Below are 21805 nucleotides of genomic sequence, written 5' to 3'. Positions count from 1 at the left end.
AGCTTGGTAAAATAACTTTCACCACCTATCCGGTTTTAACTACAATTGTGTGATTTGCATCACGTGAAGAGCGATCTCTCCACCTCATTTGCCGTTTTTGTAATTTTTAGAAAGATTAAGTTTATGTAACAAACTAGGTTTTTTCTGAAAAATAGGCACAAAAAGAGCAGCTAAATCGACTTATTCAAGTATGATTTAACTGCTGTAAGCTCTTATTTGGACAATATTTCAAATAAAGCACACGACAAATTAGTTACCTTTATTATACCGTTTTTCCCTTGAAAAATCAAGTCTTTGCGCAAAATTTGATCACCTTCGATTTGAACCGCTTCGGTTTGAATGATTGTTATTTCGGTTATTGTTTTGACTGCCACTACCATTTCCTAAAATGGCTGCCCAAGCACTTTGATAATCACTGTCTGATCCCCCAATCGCAAAATGGTATTGAGTCGTCGGAGCACCATTCTTAGCCCAAAGGCTTGTCACAGTTTGCCCACTCACATCTACATCTTTGCCATTGACATTGACACGTCCTGGTTTCTCACCTGTTGACTTCAAAACATCCGAACGAATCACACTCTTATCGAGCGTAAATTTATCCTGAACTCCAAAGAGACTTGGATCTGCTTGGTAAATTGCATTGGCCAACTGAGCCATGTACTGGGCATTGTTATTGTAACCAGTCAAGGTCTGCATGGACGCATTGTTATCATGGCCAATCCAGCCACCCAAAGAAACCTTTGGCGTCGACAACATCAACCACATATCGCCATTGGAGTTGGTTGTACCAGTTTTTCCAATCCAGTCAGCACCTGCCAGGGTTGGATTGACTTGACCAATCCGGTTCTTGAAGGTCGTCGTAGCCCCTGAAGTGAGTACACCACGCAAAAGGTCTTGCATAATGGTTGCTGTTGCCGGAGAGTAGACACGAACTGGATCTGCTTCGTGCTTGTAGACTACATCCCCATCTCGGTCGATGATTTGCTCTACCATGTAGCGTTTGAGGTAATTCCCATTATTAGCAATGGTTTGGAAACCATTGGTATGTTGGGCAACGGTGACCTCAATTCCTCCCCCCATTGGCAGACTCTCAATGCCATATTCAGGGATATCATAGCCCATTTTCTTCATGTAGGATGGGACATCCACACCCTTTTCACGAAGGGTCCGGTAAGTCCAGTAAGCTGGAATATTCCATGAGGTATTCAGAGCCTCACGGAGGTCCATCATGGCAGTCCCTTTACTGTCGACGTGCATGATCGGCTCCCCACTTGAGAAATTAGTTGGGTAGTTTGAGAGGATGCTATTGCTTCCCATCAAGCCTTGGTCGATCGCAATCCCATAGGCCAACAATGGCTTGATAGCAGATCCTGGGGAACGTTCTGTATCAAAGGCGTGGTTGTTTTGGTTACCATCAAAATTCCGACCACCGATAAATCCTAAAACAGCACCCGTTCGGTTGTCCATCAGGACATTCCCAACTTCTACAAGTCCCGTCCCATCATCCAAGACGCTTCCAAAATTCGCGACTGCAGCCTGCATCGCATTGTGAACAGGCTTATTAATGGTTGTTTGAATGGTGTAGCCACCTTCTCGCAATTCAGTTTCAGCTAATGCTTGATAAGACTTGACTGTTTCATTATTTTTAAGGTCTTGCTTGGTCACATTGTCACGCTTGATCAAGTAATCATACATGGCGTCTTTTGCTTCTGCCATTGCTTGGAAGTAGAGGTAGTCATGTGGTGTTTTCTCGATCCCATCAGAAGCAAGGAAGTCCTTGGTCAAATCATATTGGGCATAGGTTTCGTAGTCTTTTTTCGACAGGACTCCTGTTCGGTACATATTGAACAAGACGTCTTTGGCACGCGCTAAACCAAGCTCAAGATCTTCTTTTTTCTTTAAGCTACCATCTGCTGCATAAGGAGAATAGACGATGGGGCTTTGAGGCAAGCCAGCAATAAAAGCCGCTTGTGGGACAGACAAGTCTTTGGCAGGGACTCCAAAAATCCCTTGAGCTGCGGCTTCCACACCTGCAATATTTTGTCCCCGATTGTTTCGTCCAAAAGGCGAAACATTTAAGTAGGTTGTGAGGATCTCATTTTTATCCATCCCCCGCTCCAAAGCCAAGGCATCTACAATTTCCGTTGCCTTACGGGTAAAGGTAGGCGCATCTCCAACGACTTGTTGTTTGATCAATTGCTGGGTCAAGGTCGATCCCCCACTAGAAGAACCAACACCTGCAACAGATCCGAGCGTTGCCCGAAGAACCGCTTTGGGCACAACCCCATTATGGCTTTCAAAGTTCTCATCTTCTGTCGCAATCACAGCCTTTTTGACATTGTCCGAAATAGCATCTCCCGCTACAGGTGTACGGATCAAGTCACTGTCCACCTCTGCAATCAAGCTCTTGTCAGAATAGGTCAATTTTGAAACGCTGCTGACATCACGAACCTGTTGGATCAACTGCTCAGTTTTTGGAACCTTGACATTGCTAAAAAGGCTCGCTGCATAACCAATCCCGATCCCTGCACCAAATAAAAAGAGGCACACGAACAGGGCAATCATCACATCCCACAAGAGTTTGAGGGTCCGCAAACAGGTCGCAACTATATCACCAACAGACCAGCCACTTTCTTCATTTTTTTCCTTCTTGGAAATATCTTTGTACAGTTTTGAAAAGAATTGTTGGATCTTCTTCCAATATTCTTGCATCTTCTCTTTGAATTGATTCACTGATTCTTTCTCCTTGTTCCCTATATTATAGCAGATTAGGCCCTCCGATTTCAATCACAAGCGCGCAAGAATTCTTGATAGTTCCTTATCAGAGATGTAAGAAAATGATGGAAATCATTGCCATTTCCTTGGTTTATGGTAGAATAGAAGGATGAACAAATGAATAAATAAAGGAGAAAAGACACATGCACATTTTTGATGAGCTAAAAGAGCGTGGTTTGGTATTTCAAACAACGGATGAAGAAGCCTTGCGCAAAGCACTAGAAGAAGGTCAGGTTTCTTATTATACTGGTTATGATCCAACTGCTGACAGCCTTCACCTTGGTCACTTGGTTGCCATCTTGACGAGCCGTCGCCTTCAACTAGCAGGCCACAAACCGTATGCGCTCGTTGGCGGTGCGACTGGTCTCATTGGAGATCCGTCCTTCAAAGATGCTGAACGTAGTCTCCAAACAAAAGAAACCGTACAAGAATGGGTTCGCTCCATTCAAGGGCAATTGTCTCGTTTCCTCGATTTTGAAAATGGTGACAATAAAGCCGAAATGGTCAACAACTACGATTGGTTCGGAAGCATTAGCTTTATTGACTTCCTTCGGGATGTCGGGAAATATTTTACGGTCAATGCTATGATGAGTAAGGAATCTGTTAAAAAACGGATTGAGACAGGAATTTCTTACACAGAGTTTGCCTACCAAATCATGCAAGGCTATGACTTCTACGTCCTCAACCAAGAACACAATGTAACCCTTCAAATCGGTGGATCTGACCAATGGGGGAACATGACAGCGGGTACTGAGTTGATGCGCCGTAAAGCAGATAAGACGGGTCATGTTATGACTGTTCCTTTGATCACAGATGCAACTGGTAAGAAATTCGGTAAATCAGAAGGCAATGCGGTCTGGCTCAATGCAGACAAAACATCTCCATACGAAATGTACCAATTCTGGATGAATGTCATGGATGCCGATGCTGTACGCTTCTTGAAAATCTTCACTTTCTTGTCACTGGACGAAATCGAAGAGATCCGCAAACAGTTTGAAGCTGCTCCTCATGAACGTTTGGCTCAAAAGATCTTGGCGCGTGAAGTGGTCACCCTCGTTCACGGTGAAGAAGCCTACAAAGAAGCCCTCAACATCACGGAACAACTCTTTGCAGGAAACATCAAGAACTTGTCTGTCAAAGAACTCAAACAGGGCCTTCGTGGTGTGCCAAACTACCAGGTCCAAGAAGAAGACAACCTCAACATTGTTGAACTCTTGGTCACAGCTGGTGTAGTGAATTCTAAACGCCAAGCCCGCGAAGATGTTCAAAATGGAGCGATCTACGTCAACGGCGAACGCATCCAGGACCTTGACTATGTCTTGAGCGACAGCGATAAATTAGAAAATGAATTGACCGTTATCCGTCGCGGTAAGAAAAAATACTTTGTTTTGACTTATTAAGAAAGTAAAACCACGAAGTTTCGTATGAACTTCGTGGTTTTCTTATACACTTTTTTCTGAGACTATTTCCCTTTTCTGCGATGCAACAAAGCTTGGTTGATTCGTTGAGTTTTTTTATGGAGTTGCCAAATCTGGTACAGCCAGATCAGGCCGTAAATGGCTAGAAAGATCAACCAAGGAATCGGGCTCCGTAAGGCTGTCCCCCAGCCAAAAAACAAGTAGGTCAATGCTAAAATGGTAGCTGTCACAACTAAATGCAAGGCCACACGCAAACTATAGGTCAAAAACTCCTCTTCCTCAAGAATGAAGGTCAAGACTCCCATTGTTCCACTCATTAAAAAGATCGCCAGGATGTTGCGGACATTTACAGCAGGATAGACGATGTTGGTATAGACATGGGATAATAACACCAAACACAAATAAAAGAAGGAGCCTGTCCTCATACCAGATACAAAATAAGCTATAACTCGTTTCATCACTTTCTCCTATACCCCTAAATAATCCATCAAGGATTTGATATATTTCCGACTGACACTTGATTTTACTCCACGTGTCAGTTTAGCCATCATATTGCCTGAAAAACTATCCGATAGCGATTCTAAATGGTCGATATTCATCACCGCGTGGCGTGATATCTGTAAAAAATTACGACGATTAATCCGATGTTGAAAATTTATCAAAGTATCTCTGATGGTGAACGTTTTGTCTGTCGTATAAATGGTTAGCTGATTCTTATCAATCTCGGCTAGAATAATGTCATCAATTTTCACCATGATCAAATGATCATCTGTTTTGATAGGGATCACTACTTGATTCACTGTCGAAAACTGTTCGAGATACTCCATCACCTCTCGTGCTTGATCAGATAATTGCTTGGCTTGAATGACCACACAGGGGTCGTTTTCTGGGATATCTTGTTTTTCCTCAAAACGAATCTTCATTCCTACTCCAATTCTCACTTACTTTCTTTTACTCGATCTTTTTGCCAAGGAAATCCAAATCCCCAAAGCTAGAAGAATCCCTCCTAACACTATAAGGTATGTTTGTTCCTTTGTCAATAAAGCTTGCCACTTGAGTTGAACACCCATTTTTTCTTGAAACTCTTGAAGAAGATTATCTTGACCTTTAAAGGTCTCACTTAATGCTTCTTTCATGAGTACTTGTCGATAAAGTGCAGCAATATAAGTAGCCGGGGTACATTTCATTAGTAGTTGAGCAAAATTAGGTAGAACGCCCAAAGGTACATAAGTCCCTACCAAAAAACCAGAAGCTGTACCCACTATGGTCGCAAACTTTCCAAGACTATCTACTGATTGGAAAAAGTGAACAAAAATGGCATTCACCAAGCTAGAAAGCAGGCTACTAAGCAACATAATGAGGAGAACTTCAGGTAGTATGGATAGTTTGGGAACTTCTCTAAAATAGCCACACATCAGCACATACATAAGGATCTGCATGGAAAAAGAAATGATGATTGCACTCGTTAGATACGAAAATGCTAACCGCCACTTTCCTTGATCCGATAAATAAAGATCCTGATCTACTTGATGTTCACGGTCCTTTACCAACTGAGTCAAGGCAGCCAGACTCGTTGTGATACCTGTCACTGCCAGCGTCCCGCTCATCAACCAATTATTTAACACAGGAGCACCATTGGGAAGCTGAGCCCAGGCATCTGTTAGATTTTTTTGAAGAAAAATAATATAGAGAATAAAGGAAATCAAGGCTCCCAACAAGGAGAAGAAAACACCTGAACGATTCCTAAAATACAATAAAAAATTTCGCTTTAGTAAGGCTAACATTAGCGAACCTCCCTTCCTGTAAGTGCAATAAAGGCATCATCCATGGTCCCTGGACGAAACTCAAAATGGGCTAATTTATCTCTAACTTGTACCAGGTAATCAATGGCTTCCCTTTCACTCTCGGGTCGAAGAACATACTCCAATTGACTTTGTTGCTCTACTGACATTCCCGAAGATTTGAGACTTTCTATCTGCTGTCTCTCCTTGAAACGAATCTTTAAGATATTAGTAGCATATTGGCTCTTAATATCTAGTGCCGATCCTTGAGCAATCACTTTCCCATGGTCTACAATATAAATTTGATCAGCTTCATCTGCTTCGTCAAGATAATGCGTGGTCAGTACAACGGTCATTCCCTCTTCCCTCTGCAATTGATAGAGCAAATCCCAAATAGACTTTCGAGTTTGGATATCCAAACCCGTTGTTGGCTCATCTAAGAACAGAAGATCTGGACCGTGCAGTAGAGCACGCGCAATGTCAACCCGACGCTTTTGGCCGCCTGAAAGCGTCCCATATTTCTGCTTTTGGAAAGCTGATAGGCCTAGTCGATCAATAAGATCAGCCACACGATTTGGTTTTAGTCCTTTGTACTGTTTAGCACGAATGGTCAGATTTTCCCTAACCGTCAGCATCTCATCTAAAACACTGGTTTGGAAGACCACACCAATTTTAGTACCGGGTTCATAGATTATTTCGCCTTGCGTTGGTTGTTTCAAACCGATCAACATGGAAATCGTCGTTGATTTCCCCGCCCCATTTGGTCCTAGAATCGCATTAAACGTTCCCTTTTCAAACTGTAGGTGAATATGATCAACCACTAGATGATTTCCATACCGTTTACTGATGTTTTTAGCTTGTAAAATCATGTTCTCTCTCCTTTTTGACAATATCAGTCTAGCAAAAAAGCCGTTTAAAAAACGGCCTTTTGGGATAAGCGGTCAAAATGAGAACCTAAGTGGCAAGATGAAAGTGACAAAAAGAAGAAAATTTAATGCAACCATTCTTTTCCCCATTGATTCAAGTCCTTTAAAATCGGCATCAGTGACTTACCTTTTTCTGTCAGCTCATATTCTGTATGAAGAGGCAGAGACTCATAATCATATTTCTCAATCAATTGGTTCTCTATTAAAACATCTAATCCACGTGTCAAACTGATCGTTGTAATCCCTTCAACTTCTCTTCTCAATTGATTGAAACGGACTCTCTTATGCTTGTTTATAACCCATAATATATTCATCCTCCATTTCCCACCAACCACATCTAGGACTCGAGACATACTACAGTTCCAATTTTTATTTGTTAACATTTTTTCTCCTTACAAAAATGTGCCTACTATTCAGGTAGTTTGTAAAGTATTATAATCTATTTATCATTTATTTTAAAGGAGTCACTTATGTTTATTGTAAATCTTACCTATATCAAGCCCCTTGATGAAGTTGAAAAATTCTTAGAAAAACACATAGATTTTTTAAATCAGTATTATACAAAAGGTCATTTTATCGCATCTGGAAGAAAAAATCCAAGAACCGGCGGTATCATTCTCATGAGAGCTAAAAATAAAGAAGCCGTTCAAGAAATCATTACACACGATCCATTCTATCAAAATGAGATTGCTCAATATGAGATCATTGAATTTGAGGTAAGTAAATATTGTCCTGAATTGAAAACTGTCCTGAACAATCCAGTGGACAAAATTAGATAAAGAAACTCAAGGTCCACTCAATACCGCGTAGAACCGTTTAAAAAGTGTGACTTAGTCCCATTAAAGCATCAGTTGCTATCTAGAGGCTCTTTTGTTACACTACTAATATGAATACACCGATCAAACCAAAATTACAACGATTTCAGACTGCAACGGCTTTTGCCTGTCCCATCTGTCAACTGGACATAGAACTTGTGGGGACCAGTTTTAAATGTCCCAAGAGCCATTCTTTTGATTTGGCGAAATTTGGCTATGTCAACCTGGCTCCCCAGATCAAACAATCAAAGGACTATGACAAAGAAAATTTCCAGAATCGCCAGCTGATCTTAGAAGCAGGGTTTTATGAGCCGATTCTATCAGCGATCGGACAAAAAATTCCGACCAATGATGCCAGAATTCTAGATATCGGCTGCGGGGAAGGTTATTACTCCCGAAAACTACAAGAAGCCTATCCCGAAGCTACTTTCTATGCATTTGATCTTTCAAAGGAATCTGTGCAACTAGCTGCCAAGAGTGACGCTAGCTGGAAGGTCAATTGGTTTGTAGGAGATTTAGCTCATTTACCCATTCAATCTAAGAGTATGGAGGTCATTTTGGACATCTTCTCCCCGGCTAATTACGCTGAATTTGAACGTGTCTTAAAGACAGAAGGGGTGATCATTAAGGTCGTCCCAACCTCTTCTCATCTGAAAGAAATTCGTCAGTTGGCCCAAGATCAATTGGCCAAGCAATCTTACTCCAACCAGGAAATTTTGGAGCACTTTGAAGATCACTGTCAGATCCTCTCATCCGAAACGGTCAGCCTCACCAAGAGTTTAACTCCTGAAGAACGTCAGGCGCTCCTCGCCATGACCCCTCTTTTATTTCATGTTGACCAAGAAAAAATCAACTGGACCCGTCTCACAGAAATCACCATCGAAGCCCAAATACTAGTTGGAAAACTCAAGATACAAAGCCCGTAAAGTGCAGATTAAAAAGGGAATAAGATAGAAGCACAACTCGTTCCAGTTGCTCCTGTCCTATTCCCTTTTTGTATTTTTATTGATCTCCGACATGGTAGTAGAAAGATCCTTGTTCTGCGAAACTAGCTTGTCCAACACCAGACCACAAGCGATTTTTAGTGGTGTCTGAGGAGTCCTTAAATACGACTTGCCCTTGGTCATCGACTTGGTCGCCAATGCTCACTCCAGCAGGAATATACTCCAACAAGAAGCCTCCATCGCGACCTCCATAGATACCTTCAGAAGCTGTTCCATAATCCGTCAAAGAAGCCCCATAGCCCTCTAACTCTTGAGAAACCAAACCTTTGTCGTTAAAGACCAGCTTGTTTCCTTTATCATCTTGCCAGACACCAGCAATACTGCTGTAATCCCCATTAGCAATCGCTTCAAGATCTATTTTCTTCACTTCTTTTTTCTCTTCCTTGTGTTCTTTCTCCTTGGCTTCTGAACTAGAAGCTACCGTCTTTTTCACTTCAGAAGAAACACTCGTTTGGCTAGAAGATGTGGCTGTTTTTTCACTCGCACTCTGCTGCGAACAAGCTACCAACGAGACCACACTGAAAAGGCCTACTAACATTGCACCAACTTTTTTCATTTAAAATTCCCCATACATTTTTATTTAAAGCCCTTTCATTGTAACGTATTTTCCAGTATTTTACAAGCTTCACTCCCTATTTTAGACCAAAAAGAAGCTGAGAGTTTCCTCCCAACTTCTTTGCATACGGATTATGAATGAGCCACCATTTCCTGTGCCACTTCTAATCCAGATAAATTCGAAGGATAATAAGTTGGCCAATTTTCTAACTCATCATAGAGCGCCTCTTGACTCTTTCCTCCATGGAAAATGTGGAAGTGAGCTGCCTTTACCGGAGTAATTTCATGGTCACTAAATTGAACATATTTGAAGTCTCCCGCATCGCTCTCTTTCGCTTCAAAGAGATAACGAACACCACGATTCCCCTTCTTATAAGTCAAAATGTGCTTACCTACGTATTTATAGGTATATTTCTTAGAAGAACCTTTTTGATAAAACTCCATTGAATCCTTATCAATCTTGATCCGATCAATATCTGTTTGGTAACCCTTGGTATAATATTCCTTATACTCAGCAGCAGTCATGGTTGGATTTAATTTTGCCTTGTAATCAAAGACCTGATCCAAAGTTCCATCTTGCAAGTATGGATAAACGGATTTCCAATCTCCCGCATAATTGGCCAAGCTACGATCCTTCACTTGACTATCCTCGAAATAGCCCTTTTGAACCGTCTTAGTATCTTCCTCATGTTCCGGTTGAATGTCCTTGCCAGCTTGTGACGTTGTTTTCTCTAGCGCCTTCAGATTCTCCTTCATGACAGACACGTAGTCTTCGCCATCTTTCATTTCTTGATCCGTCAGGCTTTCCAAAGGATTTAAGACAGCCAACTCAACACCAGCTTCAGAAGACAAGGTTTTCGCCAAAGACTTAGAAGCATTTTCCTCAAAGTAAATCACCTTGATCTCATTTTTCTTGATATACTCTGTCAATTCACGCAATCGTGCAGCAGAAGGTTCGCTATCAGGTGAAATCCCCGAAATAGCCACCTGGTTCAAGCCATAATCCAAGGCCAAGTAACGGAAAGCCGCGTGTTGGGTCACAAAATTCTTTTGCTTCGCATCTTTCAAGCCATCCTGATACGCTTGATCCAAAGCCTGTAACTTCTTCAAATAAGCTTGCGCATTTTTCTCAAACGTCTTTTTCTTATCGGGATAAGCTGCCACCAACTGATCGCGAATCGACTCTACCATCTTCATGGCACGATGTGGAGAAAGCCAAAGGTGAGGATCATATTCATGATGGTGTTCTTCGCCCCCTTCGTGTTCATGTTCCTCTTCCAATCCCGGAAGCAAGACCATGCCCTTGGTAGCATCGATCACTTTGGTTTTCTTATCCTTCATGGATTTCAAAAGATTTGGAACCCATGTTTCCATGTTTTCATTTTCATAGACAAAGACATCTGAATCTTGAATCATGGCCCGTCCCTTAGCAGACAGTTCATACTCATGAGGCTCAGACCCCGCTCCAATCAGCAGATCCACCGTTCCTTCATCTCCAAGAATATTTTTTGTAAAATCATAAACAGGATAAAAAGTGGTCATCACTTTCAGTTTCCCATTTTTACTCTGGCTTTTTCCACAAGCTGTCAAGAAAAGGACAAAAGCCACCAACAACATTAGACCTATTTTTTTATATTTCATATTTACTTCCTCAAACGTGATCCAAGATTCACAAGCAAGAACAGAGCCACAAATAAGAGCGTGATGCTAGCACTTGCTGGTGTATCTGCAAAATAAGACAAAATCAATCCACTAAACATCCCGATAAAGCCAATGATGACTGCAATCAGCATGACCCCACGAAAGTTCTTCCCTAGTTTCAGCGCAATACTAGCCGGTAAGACCATGATGGTTGAAACTAGTAACGATCCTGCTGCAGGAATCATTAAGGCGATAGCAATCCCTGTTACTACATTAAATAAGATAGACATGGTCCGAACCGGAAGCCCATCGACAAAGGCCGTATCTTCATCAAACGTCAAAATATACATGGGACGCAAGAATAAGGCTGTCAGCACCAATACAACGAAGGCAATCATAAACAAGGCCAGCACCTGCTCATCTGTAATCGTTAAGGTCGAACCAAACAAATACTGATCCAGACTCATCGAGCTCTTTCCGCCACCACGCATCAGGACCAAGGCGAGTGCAAGACCGGTTGACATTAAAATTGCCGTCCCGATTTCCATAAAGTCTTTAAATAAGGTCCTCAAATACTCTAGAAAGACCGCTGCTACAATCACTATCAACATGGTCGAAAGCGTTGGAGAAATCCCCAGGAAAAGCCCAAAAGCAACCCCTGCCAAAGAAACGTGACTCAGCGTATCACTCATCAGACTCTGCCGTCTCAAAATCAAAAAAATCCCTAATACCGGAGAAAATAGACTCATGGCAATCATGGCTAGTAAGGCTCGTTGCATAAAATCATACTGAAATAAATCAAGCATGGTAACCCTCCCCTTCAGTCCCATGGACGTTAAAACATCTCCAAGGAGAGCTCTGGTCTCGCACCAAATGAATATTGCGATCCGCAAACTGACTTACCTCTTCAGGGTCATGGGTAATCATTAAAACAGATTTTTGATGATGATGCGCACTATGGTGCATTAATTCATAGAAATCACTCTTTGTTGTGGCATCCATCCCCGTTGTCGGTTCATCCAAAATAAAGATATCCGGATCAGATGCAAACATCCTTGCAATGACCGCTCGTTGCTTTTGACCACCAGACAAAGATCCAATCGCTTGATTCTTATGCTCTAACATTCCAACAGATTCCAAACTTTTAAGAATATGTTGTTCATCATGCTCATTTAATTTGCGAAACCAACCTTTCCGCGGATAACGGCCTGACTTCACAAATTCATAAACCGTACTTGGAAATCCTGCATTAAAACTGGCAATTTGTTGAGGTAAATAAGCAATCCGCAATTTTTTTCCATTTACATTTGTCTTTGAAATCTCTACAGAACCAATTTTAGGCTTCAAAATCCCAAGACTAGCCTTGATCAAGGTAGACTTTGCGGCCCCATTCTCACCAGTCAATGTCACAAACTCACCACTATCTAAATAATAATGAATTCCTTCGAGGACCGGTTCGCGATCATAATAAAAAGATAAATTCGAAACCGTAATATACCTCAAATCACAACTCCCTTTCTAATAATTCTAAGAAACGAGAAATCACACCTTGTTCATTTTGAGTAAATTTCCCCAACACATCCTCATACGTATGAAGTGTATGCAGATGGTGATGCTGATGCTCCAATGCAATCGGCTTTCCAATATCCGTCAAACGATAATAGAGTACCCGTGCATCATTTTCATCACGATAGGTCTCTAGCATACCCTGACTCAACAACGGTTTGACAGCCTTGGTAATAGCCGCCTGACTGACATTTAATTTCTTAGACAAAACTGAATTTGTCAGCGGCTCATCAGCAACCAACATCAAGATATGTTCCTGCGTGTTAGTTAAAGAAACGCCACTAGTACAAGAACCAACTAGAATTTCATGCTGATTCTCAGATAATAATAAAATCGAATTTAAAAAACGATCAATTTTATTAGCAACTTCAGACAAAATAAACTCCTTCTCATTAACCGGTAAATGTTTTACTGGTTAATTATATCACAAAAAAAGAAAAAGGAGAAGGAAAAATTTCAAATCATACTCAATTTTTTAAGGAAAAGTATTCTGATACTGAGAAGCAATAAGTTCATTATACACTCTATTAGTAATACAAGACTAAGAAAACTCTTTACTTCTTAAAAAATATAAATATTCCTTCAAATATTTCCAACCTACTAATTCATTTCTAAAATAGTTAAAACGCATATTTACAAATTGATTATCAGCAATAGATGCAGCCATTTCACCAAATCCTAAATAGTAATTTTTAGTAACTCATCTTTCTCTCTTAAATAACTACTTCCATAAGCAGTGAGTCGATAATCTTATTTCTTAGTTATTAAATAATACAACCACTAATCTTAAAAAATTTACTTTCTTTCTACATTTTTTAATATACTTTTATTAGTATAATTGGTAAAATCTTAATTAACAAAAATTATGGTTTATCTAATAATCTGATTACCTTTCAGGTTCATTGAATGGAATTAGATAACCGAATCAATGTTGACACGAATGGAGGGGGTTAATATTAAAAATTTAATAAGTGATCAAATGTCTAATAGACAAATCGTTAAAGACTTTATCAGTAGTTTTATTAGCTCCTTAAGTGGAAAAGCTTTTAGTTTTGCTTTAGGATTAATGTTACTGGACCAAACAAAATCGGCAATGAGTTTTGGAATCAATATGATCATCTATCCTTTAGTCAGTTTGATTTTCTTGCTTCCAATCGGTAATTTAGTAGACCGATACCGTCATAAAAAGATCTTAATTTATAATTTCATCTTTAGGCTTATAATTTTTCTTCTGTTTTATGCTTTTTATTCTATAACGAATTCATCTACTATCTTATATCTAGTAATCCCGTTTGTCATACTTCACTCTATCACAGTTAACATCAATGATACTTGTTACTCAGCCTCTATCCACGAGTTAGTAAATGATACAAAAATTCAACGATTAAGCTCTGTTACACAAACCGCCATTGCTATCGCAACCATGCTTTCCCCAGCTATTGGAGTCATTTTTTACAATTGGTTAGGCTTCTCAGACTTTATTCTCATAGAAATCATTGCAAATCTCCTTGCTTTAGGTGTCTTACTTACCATGAAATTCTTCTATGAACACGATGGGCAGGAAGCTGAGATCAAACAGAATGAAAACCATCAACACGGGGTTAAAGAAATTATCCGATTTTTAAAAGAAAATCAGATTGTCAAATATATTATTCTTGTTAGTGTTGTACTGAATTTTTTCTATACTTCCATTAGCATTGGAGTGCCATTTGTAGTCAAAGAGCAACTCTTATTAGATAATGCAACAGTAGGTATCCTGGAAACAATGTCTGCAGTTGGAATGTTAGTAGCCAGTGTGTCTATGTCGCTACTGCCAGACAAAAAAGAGACCAACACATTTCTCACTAATAGAATCCGCATCCCGCTTTTTCTTCTAACTATCTCTATCATTGGTTTGGGTATTACATTTGCAACTAGTAACATCCAAGTGATTATTTCTTCCGTTGGCGGTTTATTCATGGGAATTATCGCATTTACTCTTGTTATTCTAAATATTGTCGTCATGACCTATCTTCAAAGTAGTATTGAAACAAATTATTTAGGAAGAGTAATGAGTACTTTGTTCACACTAAATACATCTATTATGCCGATAGGTACCATTGTATTTACTTATCTATTTCAAAAGGATATAAACGGAGGTCTGATATTCATATTTGGAGGCCTTTCTCTCCTGATATATACCATGATAATGTTACCTCGAATATATAGAATACTCCAAGAAGAACACACTTATTGAAATTGGTTCTATAATTTCTGTAGTGGGTAAAACCACTGTAGGAATTATGGAGTCTGTTTTGTTGTAAAAAAAGCTCCATAAGATCTATAATGAAAAAGTGACCAAACCCTCATTAGAAAGAACCTTATGGAACAATTAAGTTTTATAACAAAGATACTTGGAATTAAAGACAAAAATATTATTATCTTGAAAAAGGAGAGAACCAATTTGGTCCTCTCCAGGTTGTAACTTTTCATCAACCCACTACAGTTGACAAAGAGCTTTTTAAAATGGAAAAAATTGGTAACTCGACATACAACAAAGAAAAAAAGACAAGGCTCGAAAACCTTGTCTTTAATACTATACCGGCGGCCGGGGTCGAACCGGCACGTCCTAATGGACACTGGATTTTGAGTTCCATTCTTGCATTTTTTAAGTAGCAAGGTATTGATTTAACAGACTTTTGGAACTTTTGGTTTTCACAAAAAGGGGACTTTTTTCAGAATTTAGTACCTTTTTAGTAACTCATCTTTCTCTCTTAATAACTACTTCCATAAATAGTGAGTCGATAATCTTATTTCTTAGTTATCTCATTTGTCAAATTAAGCTAGACAATTTCACCTGACTCAGAAAAACTTGATACGGAGTTTGGTAGTTCAAGGACTTCCTTGGGATTCGATTTCGCTTATCAAGTACAGAAAAAACAAATTAAACTATAGTCCGTTAAAAATTAGAGGTATAGTAGTTAGTTTACATATCTATCAAGTGTCTATAGTAATAAACTTCATTATTAAAATAAAATGTATTAGTATAAAAGCAACTATCTCAACTTGATTGGTTACTATAATACATCCCTACTAATATCAAAAAGCCACTGTTTCCAGTGACTTCATAATACCTTTCGCTCAAAAATATTTACGTTTTTACCAACAAAGCTACACACTCAGCGGTTCGCTGTTACCTTAAATTTCGTTATGAAACAAGTTTATTTCTTTCTAACGTCCTCAAGAACCTCATCGCCTTTCAACTCAAAGACTCTGTGATTCTATTATTTGTAAAACTTCTTTCATATTTTCAACTTTCCATTGCGCTTTGTCATTAAAAAATGGTAATCGGCTATCATAATAACCAATAGTTGCAATTCCGGCGCTAGTTGAAGATTCAATTCCAGAGTATGAATCTTCAATTGCAATACATTGTTCTGCTTGCAATTCTAACTTATGTAGCGTTGTTAAATAGATAGACGGATTTGGCTTACTTTCTACAAAATTCTCTCCGCTAACGATGACATCAAAATATTTTTTTATGTCACACCTTTCTAAAACTTCATTAATATGCTCATATTTTGATGATGATGCTACAGCTAATTTGATTCCGTTTTTCAATGCATAGTCAATAATTTTTAGAATTTCTTTTCTAAAAAGTAAAGAATAATCAATTTTTTCATATCTCTCATCACTAAAAGAAGCATATTCTTTTTCTATAGTTTTTATATCATATTGTTTCCCAATAAATTGCTGTAAAAGCCTATAAAGATTAAAATATGATTTACCAACTAATACCAATAGCTCAGAATCTTCGTAACTAGATTTTGGATTAAGGTGTTTGATAAAATCTTTCTGTATTAGAAAATCTTGGTACTCTGTATCAACTATAACTCCATCCATATCGAAGATTATACCTTTCAAATTCATAAATTCTCCTTTAAAATCAAAATCGGTTTGTGAAAGCATTTTTGTCCTTATTTCAAATTGAGTTCTCTGTCAACACTTTAATTCCTATGGTATTACACTGTGTTCTAATTTGGAAAATCTTGAAACTCCAATTGCACTTCTTTAAAAATAGTGTTAATTACTTCTCGTTCAATTTTATCTAAGTTATGCTCTACAATTAAATTATTCTTTAAGTTTAGCAAACCAATTTTATCATTTCTTTGCATTATTTCAAATAAAATGGCAAATTTAAAGCTATCTCTTTCTTCTTTAGACCAATTTTTTATATCACTTACATCATAGTCATCTAAAAATCTAACTAATCTTGCTTTTGAATATATTGTTTGCCCTAACAACTCATCAGTAGTCGTATTAAAAATTTGAGCTATTTTAACAACGTTTTCCAGTTTGGGTTCCGTCTTTCCATTTTCCCAGTCACTGTATGTATTTCGTTTTACACCCAATAATTCAGCTATTTCTTGCTGTTTTAGGCCCTTATTCTTTCTTAATCTCTTTATATTATCTCCAAAAATGCTCATATTTTCTCCTAATTAATTTAAAATGTCGAAAAATACGACATTTTTCTTGACAATCTCTAAAATCGGGTGTATTATAATTATGTCGGATAATCCGACGTTTTCCAAAAGATAAAAATTTAAACGGAGGTAAATGCCTATGATTGTATTAAAAAGTCTTTGATAATCACTACAAAATCAAAGACTAAACAAAATTTTTCTAAAATCATTATACCACACTTTCCGTTAGAACGGGGGGAATATGGATATAAATAAACTTGTTTCTACGGTTGACGGTTTAAACTCTGTCAGTACTGCCAAAAAATGGATAACCTTGATAAAGGAAATTAGTGGTCATGAGTTTAAAAAAGTTCAAGCAAGGAATAGTCGGCAGTTTGTGAGTTTTTATAACTTCACTGATGATGATGTTGAGGATTTCAAGACAATTGCTTATTTGAAAAATGAGATGTCATTAAAAGATGCTATAAGGGAAACCTATGGAGATATTTATAAACATAAGGAATACACTCTTACTCAGCAACTTGAAATCCTTAAAGAAGATTTTATTACCTTGAATGATAATTTTAAGAATTTGTATTCCAGTAATAACAAACTGCAAATGAAATTTCAACGATTGGAAAAAGAGCAAGAAGAAATTCTCGCAACACTTGAACTACTTCCATTTGGTGCTTGGGAAAAAGCTCGTAGGAAGTTCGGCAAGTAGGTTTGTTACGGTCAGCGAGTATGTTACCGCAGACCGTAACAAATCGTAAGCGCAGACGAACGACAAAGAGCTTTTTCAAAGGTTGGTGAGGGTGTGTAGTAACACCACCCTCTGCAAGTTAGGTGTACCATCGAAAGAATTCAGTATTCCCAAGGGTTTCGGAGATTTTAAGGGTGGCAAAATTAGGCAAAAAGTTGAATCAAAATCTATGGCAAAAAATGAACATTTACGTTCTGTATTTGACTGGATTCAAATTCAGTTTGATAAGACTGAATTTTCGCCAAGAGAAATAATCGAAGACATTCTATTTCTTGACTATGACCTATTTATTGAGAATATAGGGAGCCTTAAATACTATAACTATGATAGCCAGCTTCATTATGGAAATATCCGTATCTACTATGGAGCGAAAGAGTCGTCCTACATGCTTGTCATGTCAGGACAGGCACTCGAGTTCTATAGAGATATGGTATTAAATCCAAATAGTCTGTCCGAAAGACAGTTTCTGAACAACCTCTACTACAATTACAATCAATTTTCAGTAAGACGAATTGATATTGCAATAGATGATTTTAATGAAACACCCTATTTCACTCCTAATCAGCTTCTAAAGATTTGTCAGAAGAAACGCTTTATATATGGAAAAAGTACCTACTACAATACCTACGGAGATGAAACAATCGGCCAGACCTTATATTTGAGAAAACCCAATGATGATGAAAGACTTAGAATTTACGATAAACGCTTAGAACGAGCTGAGAAGCTCGGTATCAGCAAGCGGTATATAGAAAATTGGATAAGAACTGAGTTAGAACTTAGGAAAGAAAAAGCTCACTACTTCATTCAAGAATGGTTGCATTCAGAAATAGATCTTCTCAACTTTACCAAGGGATATTTCAAAGAAAAAGTGAGGTTCTATAGTGATAGTCACTTCTCAAAACCTTTGAGATCTTGGGAAAAGTTTTTAGGTCACTCAAGACCTGTCTCTATCATTATTTCAAAACCAAAAACAGAACTAGAACAAAAATTAGAATGGTTTACCTATAAAGGTTCTGGAGCTATTCTAAAAGCGTATAAATTTCTATACGACAATAACTTACTGCATGAGTATGAGAAGTCTAACTATCTCGCACTCAACAATATGGAATATCCACCAGATTTAGCAAGTGGATTAATAGAAAGGACAATTCTCTTTAAAAGAGAGGATTTGATCCCTACAATCAAAGAAAATATCAAAAGGAGAAATTAATTATGGCAAAAATGCTTTCACAAAATGACTGGAATTTTAATAACATTGGAACAAAATTTGAATTGGATGAAGTTATTCCAAAATTTGAAACGGAAGTCCGAGCAGATGCAAACGGAGAAATTATCAAAAACCGAGATGGTAGTGAAAGACGTTTCAATACCGATAAAATCATTGGTTGGAAATACAATGTAACGATCAAAGATGGACAATTTAAAAAGAAATCAACCCAAGTCTCAGTAGACAATCCGGAAGCTTTAGTTGATAATGACTATATCCAAGCAATGGACGAGGTACCAGTTACATTTGACAATTTACAAGCTACTATGATTAGCACGACAATGTATTACAAGGCGGATGCTATCCATTTAGTAGATGTAAAACAAAAATAAGTATCAGACAAGGGGAGTTAATCCTCCCCTTACTTAATCTAATTAGAAAAGGAGATCACATGATTAAAACTGTAACAAAAGATGACCTTATCGAACTTGGATTTGCTCCAGGAACTGCAAGAAAGATTATCCATACCGGCAAGGTACTATTAGTTAATCGTGGTTTTAACATCTACGATAACAAACGAATTGGTACAATTCCAGCCAGTGTCGCTGAAGAGCTACTAGGAATTGAACTCCAGAAAGAAGCGTAGCTTATGGCTTTACGTAAAAGTAGAGACGGAACTTGGATTGTCGATGTTTCCAATGGTATAAATCCAATATCTTTAAAACAACGCAGAATTGTAAGAAAAGGATTTAAAACTAAAAAAGAAGCATTGGAAGCCGAACAATACTTACGAAGTGTAGAACTTAAAGAAAAAAGTTTCAACTCAAAAATATCAATCGATATCCTTTATGATCTCTTAAAAGAAGAGGATAAAATAAACAACAGAAAACAAAGTTATATAGATACACAAGAAAACAATTATAACAGGCATATAAAAAGCTATTTTGAAAAAGTAGATGATGTATCCAAATTAACGTATGAAGATATCTATCAATTCAGAGAACATTTAAGAGATAAAAATGTTCAAAACTCGGAAAAGAAGCTAAGTCCAAATACTATTAATAAAATTATAATTCTACTAAAGAAAATTTTGGATGTTGGATTAAGAAAGGGATTTTACAAGGAACACCCCGCAGGATTGCTAAAAAAATTGCCAATAGAAAAAGCAAAATTAAACTTCTGGACCGTAAAAGAATTCAAGCACTTCTTAACACTATTTAACGACGATGAATACAATATAAAGTTGCTATTCACTGTTCTATTCTTTACTGGCCTAAGACTCGGAGAAGCTCTTGCTCTAACGTGGAAAGATATAGAGTTTTCTACAAATACAATTCATGTAAGTAAATCTGTATACGTCAAAAAAGGTGAAGAATATATTAGTAGTACAAAGACAAAGGCTGGAACTCGAAGAATCATCTTGAATACCAAACTAGTGGAGACACTAGAAGAGTGGAAACAGATACAGCATGAAAAATTGAAAGAATTTACAACCAACCTAGATGATCTACAGATATTCCAAAATAGCCCTATTACGATAACTAAAGATTCAATAGAGAAGCAATATAAAAAGATATTACAAAGAGATAATACTCTAAAAAAGATAAGAATTCATGACTTCAGGCATTCACATGCTTCACTTCTAATAAATCAAGGAGAAGATTATCTTGTTGTAAAAGAAAGACTAGGTCATGCATCTATAACTACAACAATAGATACTTACTCTCATTTATATCCAAGTAAACAACAAAAAATAGCGGATAAATTAGATGATTTGTTATAGAATTAGTAATTTTTAGTAACTCAGCACCAAAAATTAAACGAATAAAAGAAAAAGACAAGGTCCGAAAACCTTGTCTTTAATACTATACCGGCGGCCGGGGTCGAACCGGCACGTCCTTGCGGACACTGGATTTTGAGTCCAGCGCGTCTGCCAATTCCGCCACGCCGGCAAAGTATAACTGGGGTAGCTGGATTCGAACCAACGCATGAGGGAGTCAAAGTCCCTTGCCTTACCGCTTGGCTATACCCCAATAATATAAATAATAAATAGGCGAGTGATGGGGATCGAACCCACGCATGCCAGAGCCACAATCTGGTGTGTTAACCACTTCACCACACCCGCCATAATTATTAACACGGGCAGTAGGAATTGAACCCACACTGAAGGTTTTGGAGACCTTAGTTCTACCTTTAAACTATGCCCGTAAAGGATGGAAGGGGAGGGATTCGAACCCCCGAACCCGAAGGAGCGGATTTACAGTCCGCCGCGTTTAGCCTCTTCGCTACCCTTCCGAATTATTGAATTGATGGCGCGAGACGGAATCGAACCGCCGACACATGGAGCTTCAATCCATTGCTCTACCAACTGAGCTACCGAGCCAAATTGCGGGAGCAGGATTTGAACCTACGACCTTCGGGTTATGAGCCCGACGAGCTACCGAGCTGCTCCATCCCGCGTTAATATGAATAAGGAGGATGTGGGATTCGAACCCACGCACGCTTTTACACGCCTGACGGTTTTCAAGACCGTTCCCTTCAGCCGGACTTGGGTAATCCTCCAAAAATATAGTCCGTACGGGATTCGAACCCGTGTTACCGCCGTGAAAAGGCGGTGTCTTAACCCCTTGACCAACGGACCATACAATTAATGGGCACGAGTGGACTCGAACCACCGACCTCACGCTTATCAGGCGTGCGCTCTAACCACCTGAGCTACGCGCCCAAGTTAAAAACTTGGTAAATTGAACAATCGTTCAAAGCGGGTGACGAGAATCGAACTCGCGACAACAGCTTGGAAGGCTGTAGTTTTACCACTAAACTACACCCGCTTAAATGGGAGTTAACGGGATCGAACCGCTGACCCTCTGCTTGTAAGGCAGATGCTCTCCCAGCTGAGCTAAACTCCCTTA

23 protein-coding genes, 12 tRNA genes and 1 pseudogene are annotated in these 21805 nt (G+C 38.5%); 9 read left to right on the top strand and 27 right to left on the bottom strand.

The features are described 5' to 3' along the window. Window positions 1-309 precede the first annotated feature (309 nt). On the bottom strand, window positions 310-2733 hold the full coding sequence (gene pbp1b / locus HA044_RS04605) for a penicillin-binding protein PBP1B (RefSeq protein ID WP_187539687.1): 2424 nt from the start codon (window positions 2731-2733) through the stop codon (window positions 310-312). Window positions 2734-2918: 185 nt separating this feature from the next. On the opposite strand from pbp1b, the gene tyrS reads away from it, so the two are divergent. Beyond that, complete coding sequence (gene tyrS / locus HA044_RS04600; RefSeq protein ID WP_187539684.1) at window positions 2919-4175, top strand: tyrosine--tRNA ligase; 1257 nt, start codon at window positions 2919-2921, stop codon at window positions 4173-4175. Window positions 4176-4237: 62 nt separating this feature from the next. Here tyrS and HA044_RS04595 read toward each other — a convergent pair whose 3' ends face one another. From HA044_RS04595 to HA044_RS04575, 5 genes are all read right to left on the bottom strand, one after another. Next, the gene (locus tag HA044_RS04595; protein ID WP_187539681.1) at window positions 4238-4651 is read right to left on the bottom strand and encodes a DUF3021 domain-containing protein; all 414 of its coding nucleotides are present in this window, start codon (window positions 4649-4651) and stop codon (window positions 4238-4240) included. Between the two features lie 9 nt (window positions 4652-4660). Beyond that, the gene (locus HA044_RS04590) at window positions 4661-5116 is read right to left on the bottom strand and encodes a LytTR family DNA-binding domain-containing protein (protein ID WP_187539679.1); all 456 of its coding nucleotides are present in this window, start codon (window positions 5114-5116) and stop codon (window positions 4661-4663) included. An 18-nt stretch (window positions 5117-5134) separates the two neighbouring features. Beyond that, window positions 5135-5977, bottom strand: coding sequence for an ABC transporter permease (locus HA044_RS04585; RefSeq protein WP_187539677.1), 843 nt, complete (start codon window positions 5975-5977; stop codon window positions 5135-5137). Continuing rightward, window positions 5977-6843 (bottom strand): ABC transporter ATP-binding protein, encoded by an 867-nt coding sequence (locus HA044_RS04580; RefSeq protein WP_187539675.1) that lies wholly within the window; start codon window positions 6841-6843, stop codon window positions 5977-5979. Before HA044_RS04580 ends, HA044_RS04585 begins: the two co-directional genes overlap by 1 nt. 122 nt (window positions 6844-6965) lie before the next feature. Continuing rightward, window positions 6966-7283 (bottom strand): helix-turn-helix domain-containing protein, encoded by a 318-nt coding sequence (locus tag HA044_RS04575; RefSeq protein WP_187539673.1) that lies wholly within the window; start codon window positions 7281-7283, stop codon window positions 6966-6968. A gap of 87 nt (window positions 7284-7370) precedes the next feature. On the opposite strand from HA044_RS04575, the gene HA044_RS04570 reads away from it, so the two are divergent. Beyond that, a complete protein-coding gene (locus HA044_RS04570) occupies window positions 7371-7679 on the top strand; it encodes a YciI family protein (protein WP_187539671.1) in 309 nt (102 codons plus the stop codon). Between the two features lie 107 nt (window positions 7680-7786). Beyond that, window positions 7787-8641, top strand: a complete 855-nt coding sequence (locus tag HA044_RS04565) for a methyltransferase domain-containing protein (RefSeq protein WP_187539669.1) — start codon at window positions 7787-7789, stop codon at window positions 8639-8641. A 76-nt stretch (window positions 8642-8717) separates the two neighbouring features. Here the strand turns inward: HA044_RS04565 and HA044_RS04560 are convergent, their stop codons facing one another. The 6 genes from HA044_RS04560 to HA044_RS09995 all read right to left on the bottom strand — a co-directional run bounded on the left by HA044_RS04560 (window position 8718) and on the right by HA044_RS09995 (window position 13148). Further along, complete coding sequence (locus HA044_RS04560; RefSeq protein ID WP_187539667.1) at window positions 8718-9275, bottom strand: DUF6287 domain-containing protein; 558 nt, start codon at window positions 9273-9275, stop codon at window positions 8718-8720. A gap of 131 nt (window positions 9276-9406) precedes the next feature. Continuing rightward, window positions 9407-10915, bottom strand: coding sequence for a zinc ABC transporter substrate-binding protein AdcA (locus tag HA044_RS04555; RefSeq protein ID WP_187539665.1), 1509 nt, complete (start codon window positions 10913-10915; stop codon window positions 9407-9409). Between the two features lie 2 nt (window positions 10916-10917). Continuing rightward, window positions 10918-11721, bottom strand: a complete 804-nt coding sequence (locus HA044_RS04550; protein WP_187539663.1) for a metal ABC transporter permease — start codon at window positions 11719-11721, stop codon at window positions 10918-10920. Next, complete coding sequence (locus tag HA044_RS04545) at window positions 11714-12418, bottom strand: metal ABC transporter ATP-binding protein (protein WP_187539661.1); 705 nt, start codon at window positions 12416-12418, stop codon at window positions 11714-11716. Before HA044_RS04545 ends, HA044_RS04550 begins: the two co-directional genes overlap by 8 nt. A gap of 1 nt (window position 12419) precedes the next feature. Then, complete coding sequence (locus HA044_RS04540) at window positions 12420-12857, bottom strand: zinc-dependent MarR family transcriptional regulator (RefSeq protein WP_187539658.1); 438 nt, start codon at window positions 12855-12857, stop codon at window positions 12420-12422. Window positions 12858-13022: 165 nt separating this feature from the next. Then, a complete protein-coding gene (locus HA044_RS09995) occupies window positions 13023-13148 on the bottom strand; it encodes a hypothetical protein (protein WP_262407539.1) in 126 nt (41 codons plus the stop codon). A 312-nt stretch (window positions 13149-13460) separates the two neighbouring features. Here HA044_RS09995 and HA044_RS04535 point away from each other — a divergent pair, with 312 nt between their 5' ends. Further along, the gene (locus tag HA044_RS04535) at window positions 13461-14717 is read left to right on the top strand and encodes an MFS transporter (protein WP_262407538.1); all 1257 of its coding nucleotides are present in this window, start codon (window positions 13461-13463) and stop codon (window positions 14715-14717) included. Between the two features lie 576 nt (window positions 14718-15293). Here HA044_RS04535 and HA044_RS09900 read toward each other — a convergent pair. From HA044_RS09900 to HA044_RS04525, 3 genes and pseudogenes are all read right to left on the bottom strand, one after another. After that, window positions 15294-15404: pseudogene (locus HA044_RS09900) on the bottom strand (IS30 family transposase); the annotation flags it as partial. Between the two features lie 320 nt (window positions 15405-15724). Continuing rightward, window positions 15725-16390 (bottom strand): HAD family phosphatase, encoded by a 666-nt coding sequence (locus HA044_RS04530; protein WP_003005418.1) that lies wholly within the window; start codon window positions 16388-16390, stop codon window positions 15725-15727. 104 nt (window positions 16391-16494) lie between these two features. Then, the gene (locus HA044_RS04525; protein WP_187539654.1) at window positions 16495-16947 is read right to left on the bottom strand and encodes a helix-turn-helix domain-containing protein; all 453 of its coding nucleotides are present in this window, start codon (window positions 16945-16947) and stop codon (window positions 16495-16497) included. Window positions 16948-17185: 238 nt separating this feature from the next. On the opposite strand from HA044_RS04525, the gene HA044_RS04520 reads away from it, so the two are divergent. The 5 genes from HA044_RS04520 (at window position 17186) to HA044_RS04500 (ending at window position 20676) form a co-directional block, all read left to right on the top strand. Next, complete coding sequence (locus tag HA044_RS04520; protein ID WP_187539652.1) at window positions 17186-17647, top strand: hypothetical protein; 462 nt, start codon at window positions 17186-17188, stop codon at window positions 17645-17647. Between the two features lie 208 nt (window positions 17648-17855). Beyond that, the gene (locus HA044_RS04515; RefSeq protein ID WP_262407537.1) at window positions 17856-18896 is read left to right on the top strand and encodes a replication initiation factor domain-containing protein; all 1041 of its coding nucleotides are present in this window, start codon (window positions 17856-17858) and stop codon (window positions 18894-18896) included. A 2-nt stretch (window positions 18897-18898) separates the two neighbouring features. After that, the gene (locus HA044_RS04510; RefSeq protein WP_061599443.1) at window positions 18899-19285 is read left to right on the top strand and encodes a hypothetical protein; all 387 of its coding nucleotides are present in this window, start codon (window positions 18899-18901) and stop codon (window positions 19283-19285) included. A 59-nt stretch (window positions 19286-19344) separates the two neighbouring features. Next, window positions 19345-19539 carry a DUF3173 domain-containing protein gene (locus HA044_RS04505; RefSeq protein WP_021144813.1) on the top strand — a complete coding sequence of 65 codons (195 nt, stop codon included), beginning with the start codon at window positions 19345-19347 and terminating at the stop codon, window positions 19537-19539. 3 nt (window positions 19540-19542) lie between these two features. Further along, the gene (locus HA044_RS04500) at window positions 19543-20676 is read left to right on the top strand and encodes a site-specific integrase (protein ID WP_187539648.1); all 1134 of its coding nucleotides are present in this window, start codon (window positions 19543-19545) and stop codon (window positions 20674-20676) included. Window positions 20677-20761: 85 nt separating this feature from the next. Here the strand turns inward: HA044_RS04500 and HA044_RS04495 are convergent. The 12 genes from HA044_RS04495 to HA044_RS04440 form a co-directional block, all read right to left on the bottom strand. Further along, a tRNA-Leu gene (locus HA044_RS04495) sits at window positions 20762-20845 on the bottom strand. Window positions 20846-20854: 9 nt separating this feature from the next. Next, window positions 20855-20926 (bottom strand) — tRNA-Gln (locus HA044_RS04490). Between the two features lie 19 nt (window positions 20927-20945). Then, a tRNA-His gene (locus HA044_RS04485) sits at window positions 20946-21018 on the bottom strand. Between the two features lie 12 nt (window positions 21019-21030). After that, window positions 21031-21101, bottom strand: a tRNA-Trp gene (locus HA044_RS04480). A gap of 6 nt (window positions 21102-21107) precedes the next feature. Next, window positions 21108-21188: transfer RNA gene (locus HA044_RS04475), tRNA-Tyr, on the bottom strand. 15 nt (window positions 21189-21203) lie between these two features. Beyond that, a tRNA-Phe gene (locus tag HA044_RS04470) sits at window positions 21204-21276 on the bottom strand. A 3-nt stretch (window positions 21277-21279) separates the two neighbouring features. Beyond that, a tRNA-Met gene (locus tag HA044_RS04465) sits at window positions 21280-21353 on the bottom strand. A gap of 12 nt (window positions 21354-21365) precedes the next feature. Next, window positions 21366-21455 (bottom strand) — tRNA-Ser (locus tag HA044_RS04460). Between the two features lie 7 nt (window positions 21456-21462). Beyond that, window positions 21463-21534: transfer RNA gene (locus HA044_RS04455), tRNA-Glu, on the bottom strand. 10 nt (window positions 21535-21544) lie between these two features. Beyond that, a tRNA-Ile gene (locus HA044_RS04450) sits at window positions 21545-21618 on the bottom strand. Between the two features lie 35 nt (window positions 21619-21653). Beyond that, window positions 21654-21724: transfer RNA gene (locus tag HA044_RS04445), tRNA-Gly, on the bottom strand. A gap of 5 nt (window positions 21725-21729) precedes the next feature. Further along, window positions 21730-21802 (bottom strand) — tRNA-Val (locus HA044_RS04440). Window positions 21803-21805: the final 3 nt, after the last annotated feature.

The sequence above is a fragment of the Streptococcus sp. IMAU 99161 genome, assembly GCF_014435245.1.
In the GTDB taxonomy this organism is placed as follows: Bacteria; Bacillota; Bacilli; order Lactobacillales; family Streptococcaceae; genus Streptococcus; species Streptococcus lactarius.
Note: the sequence above shows the minus strand (reverse complement) of the source record. Positions and strands in the feature narration are given on the sequence as shown.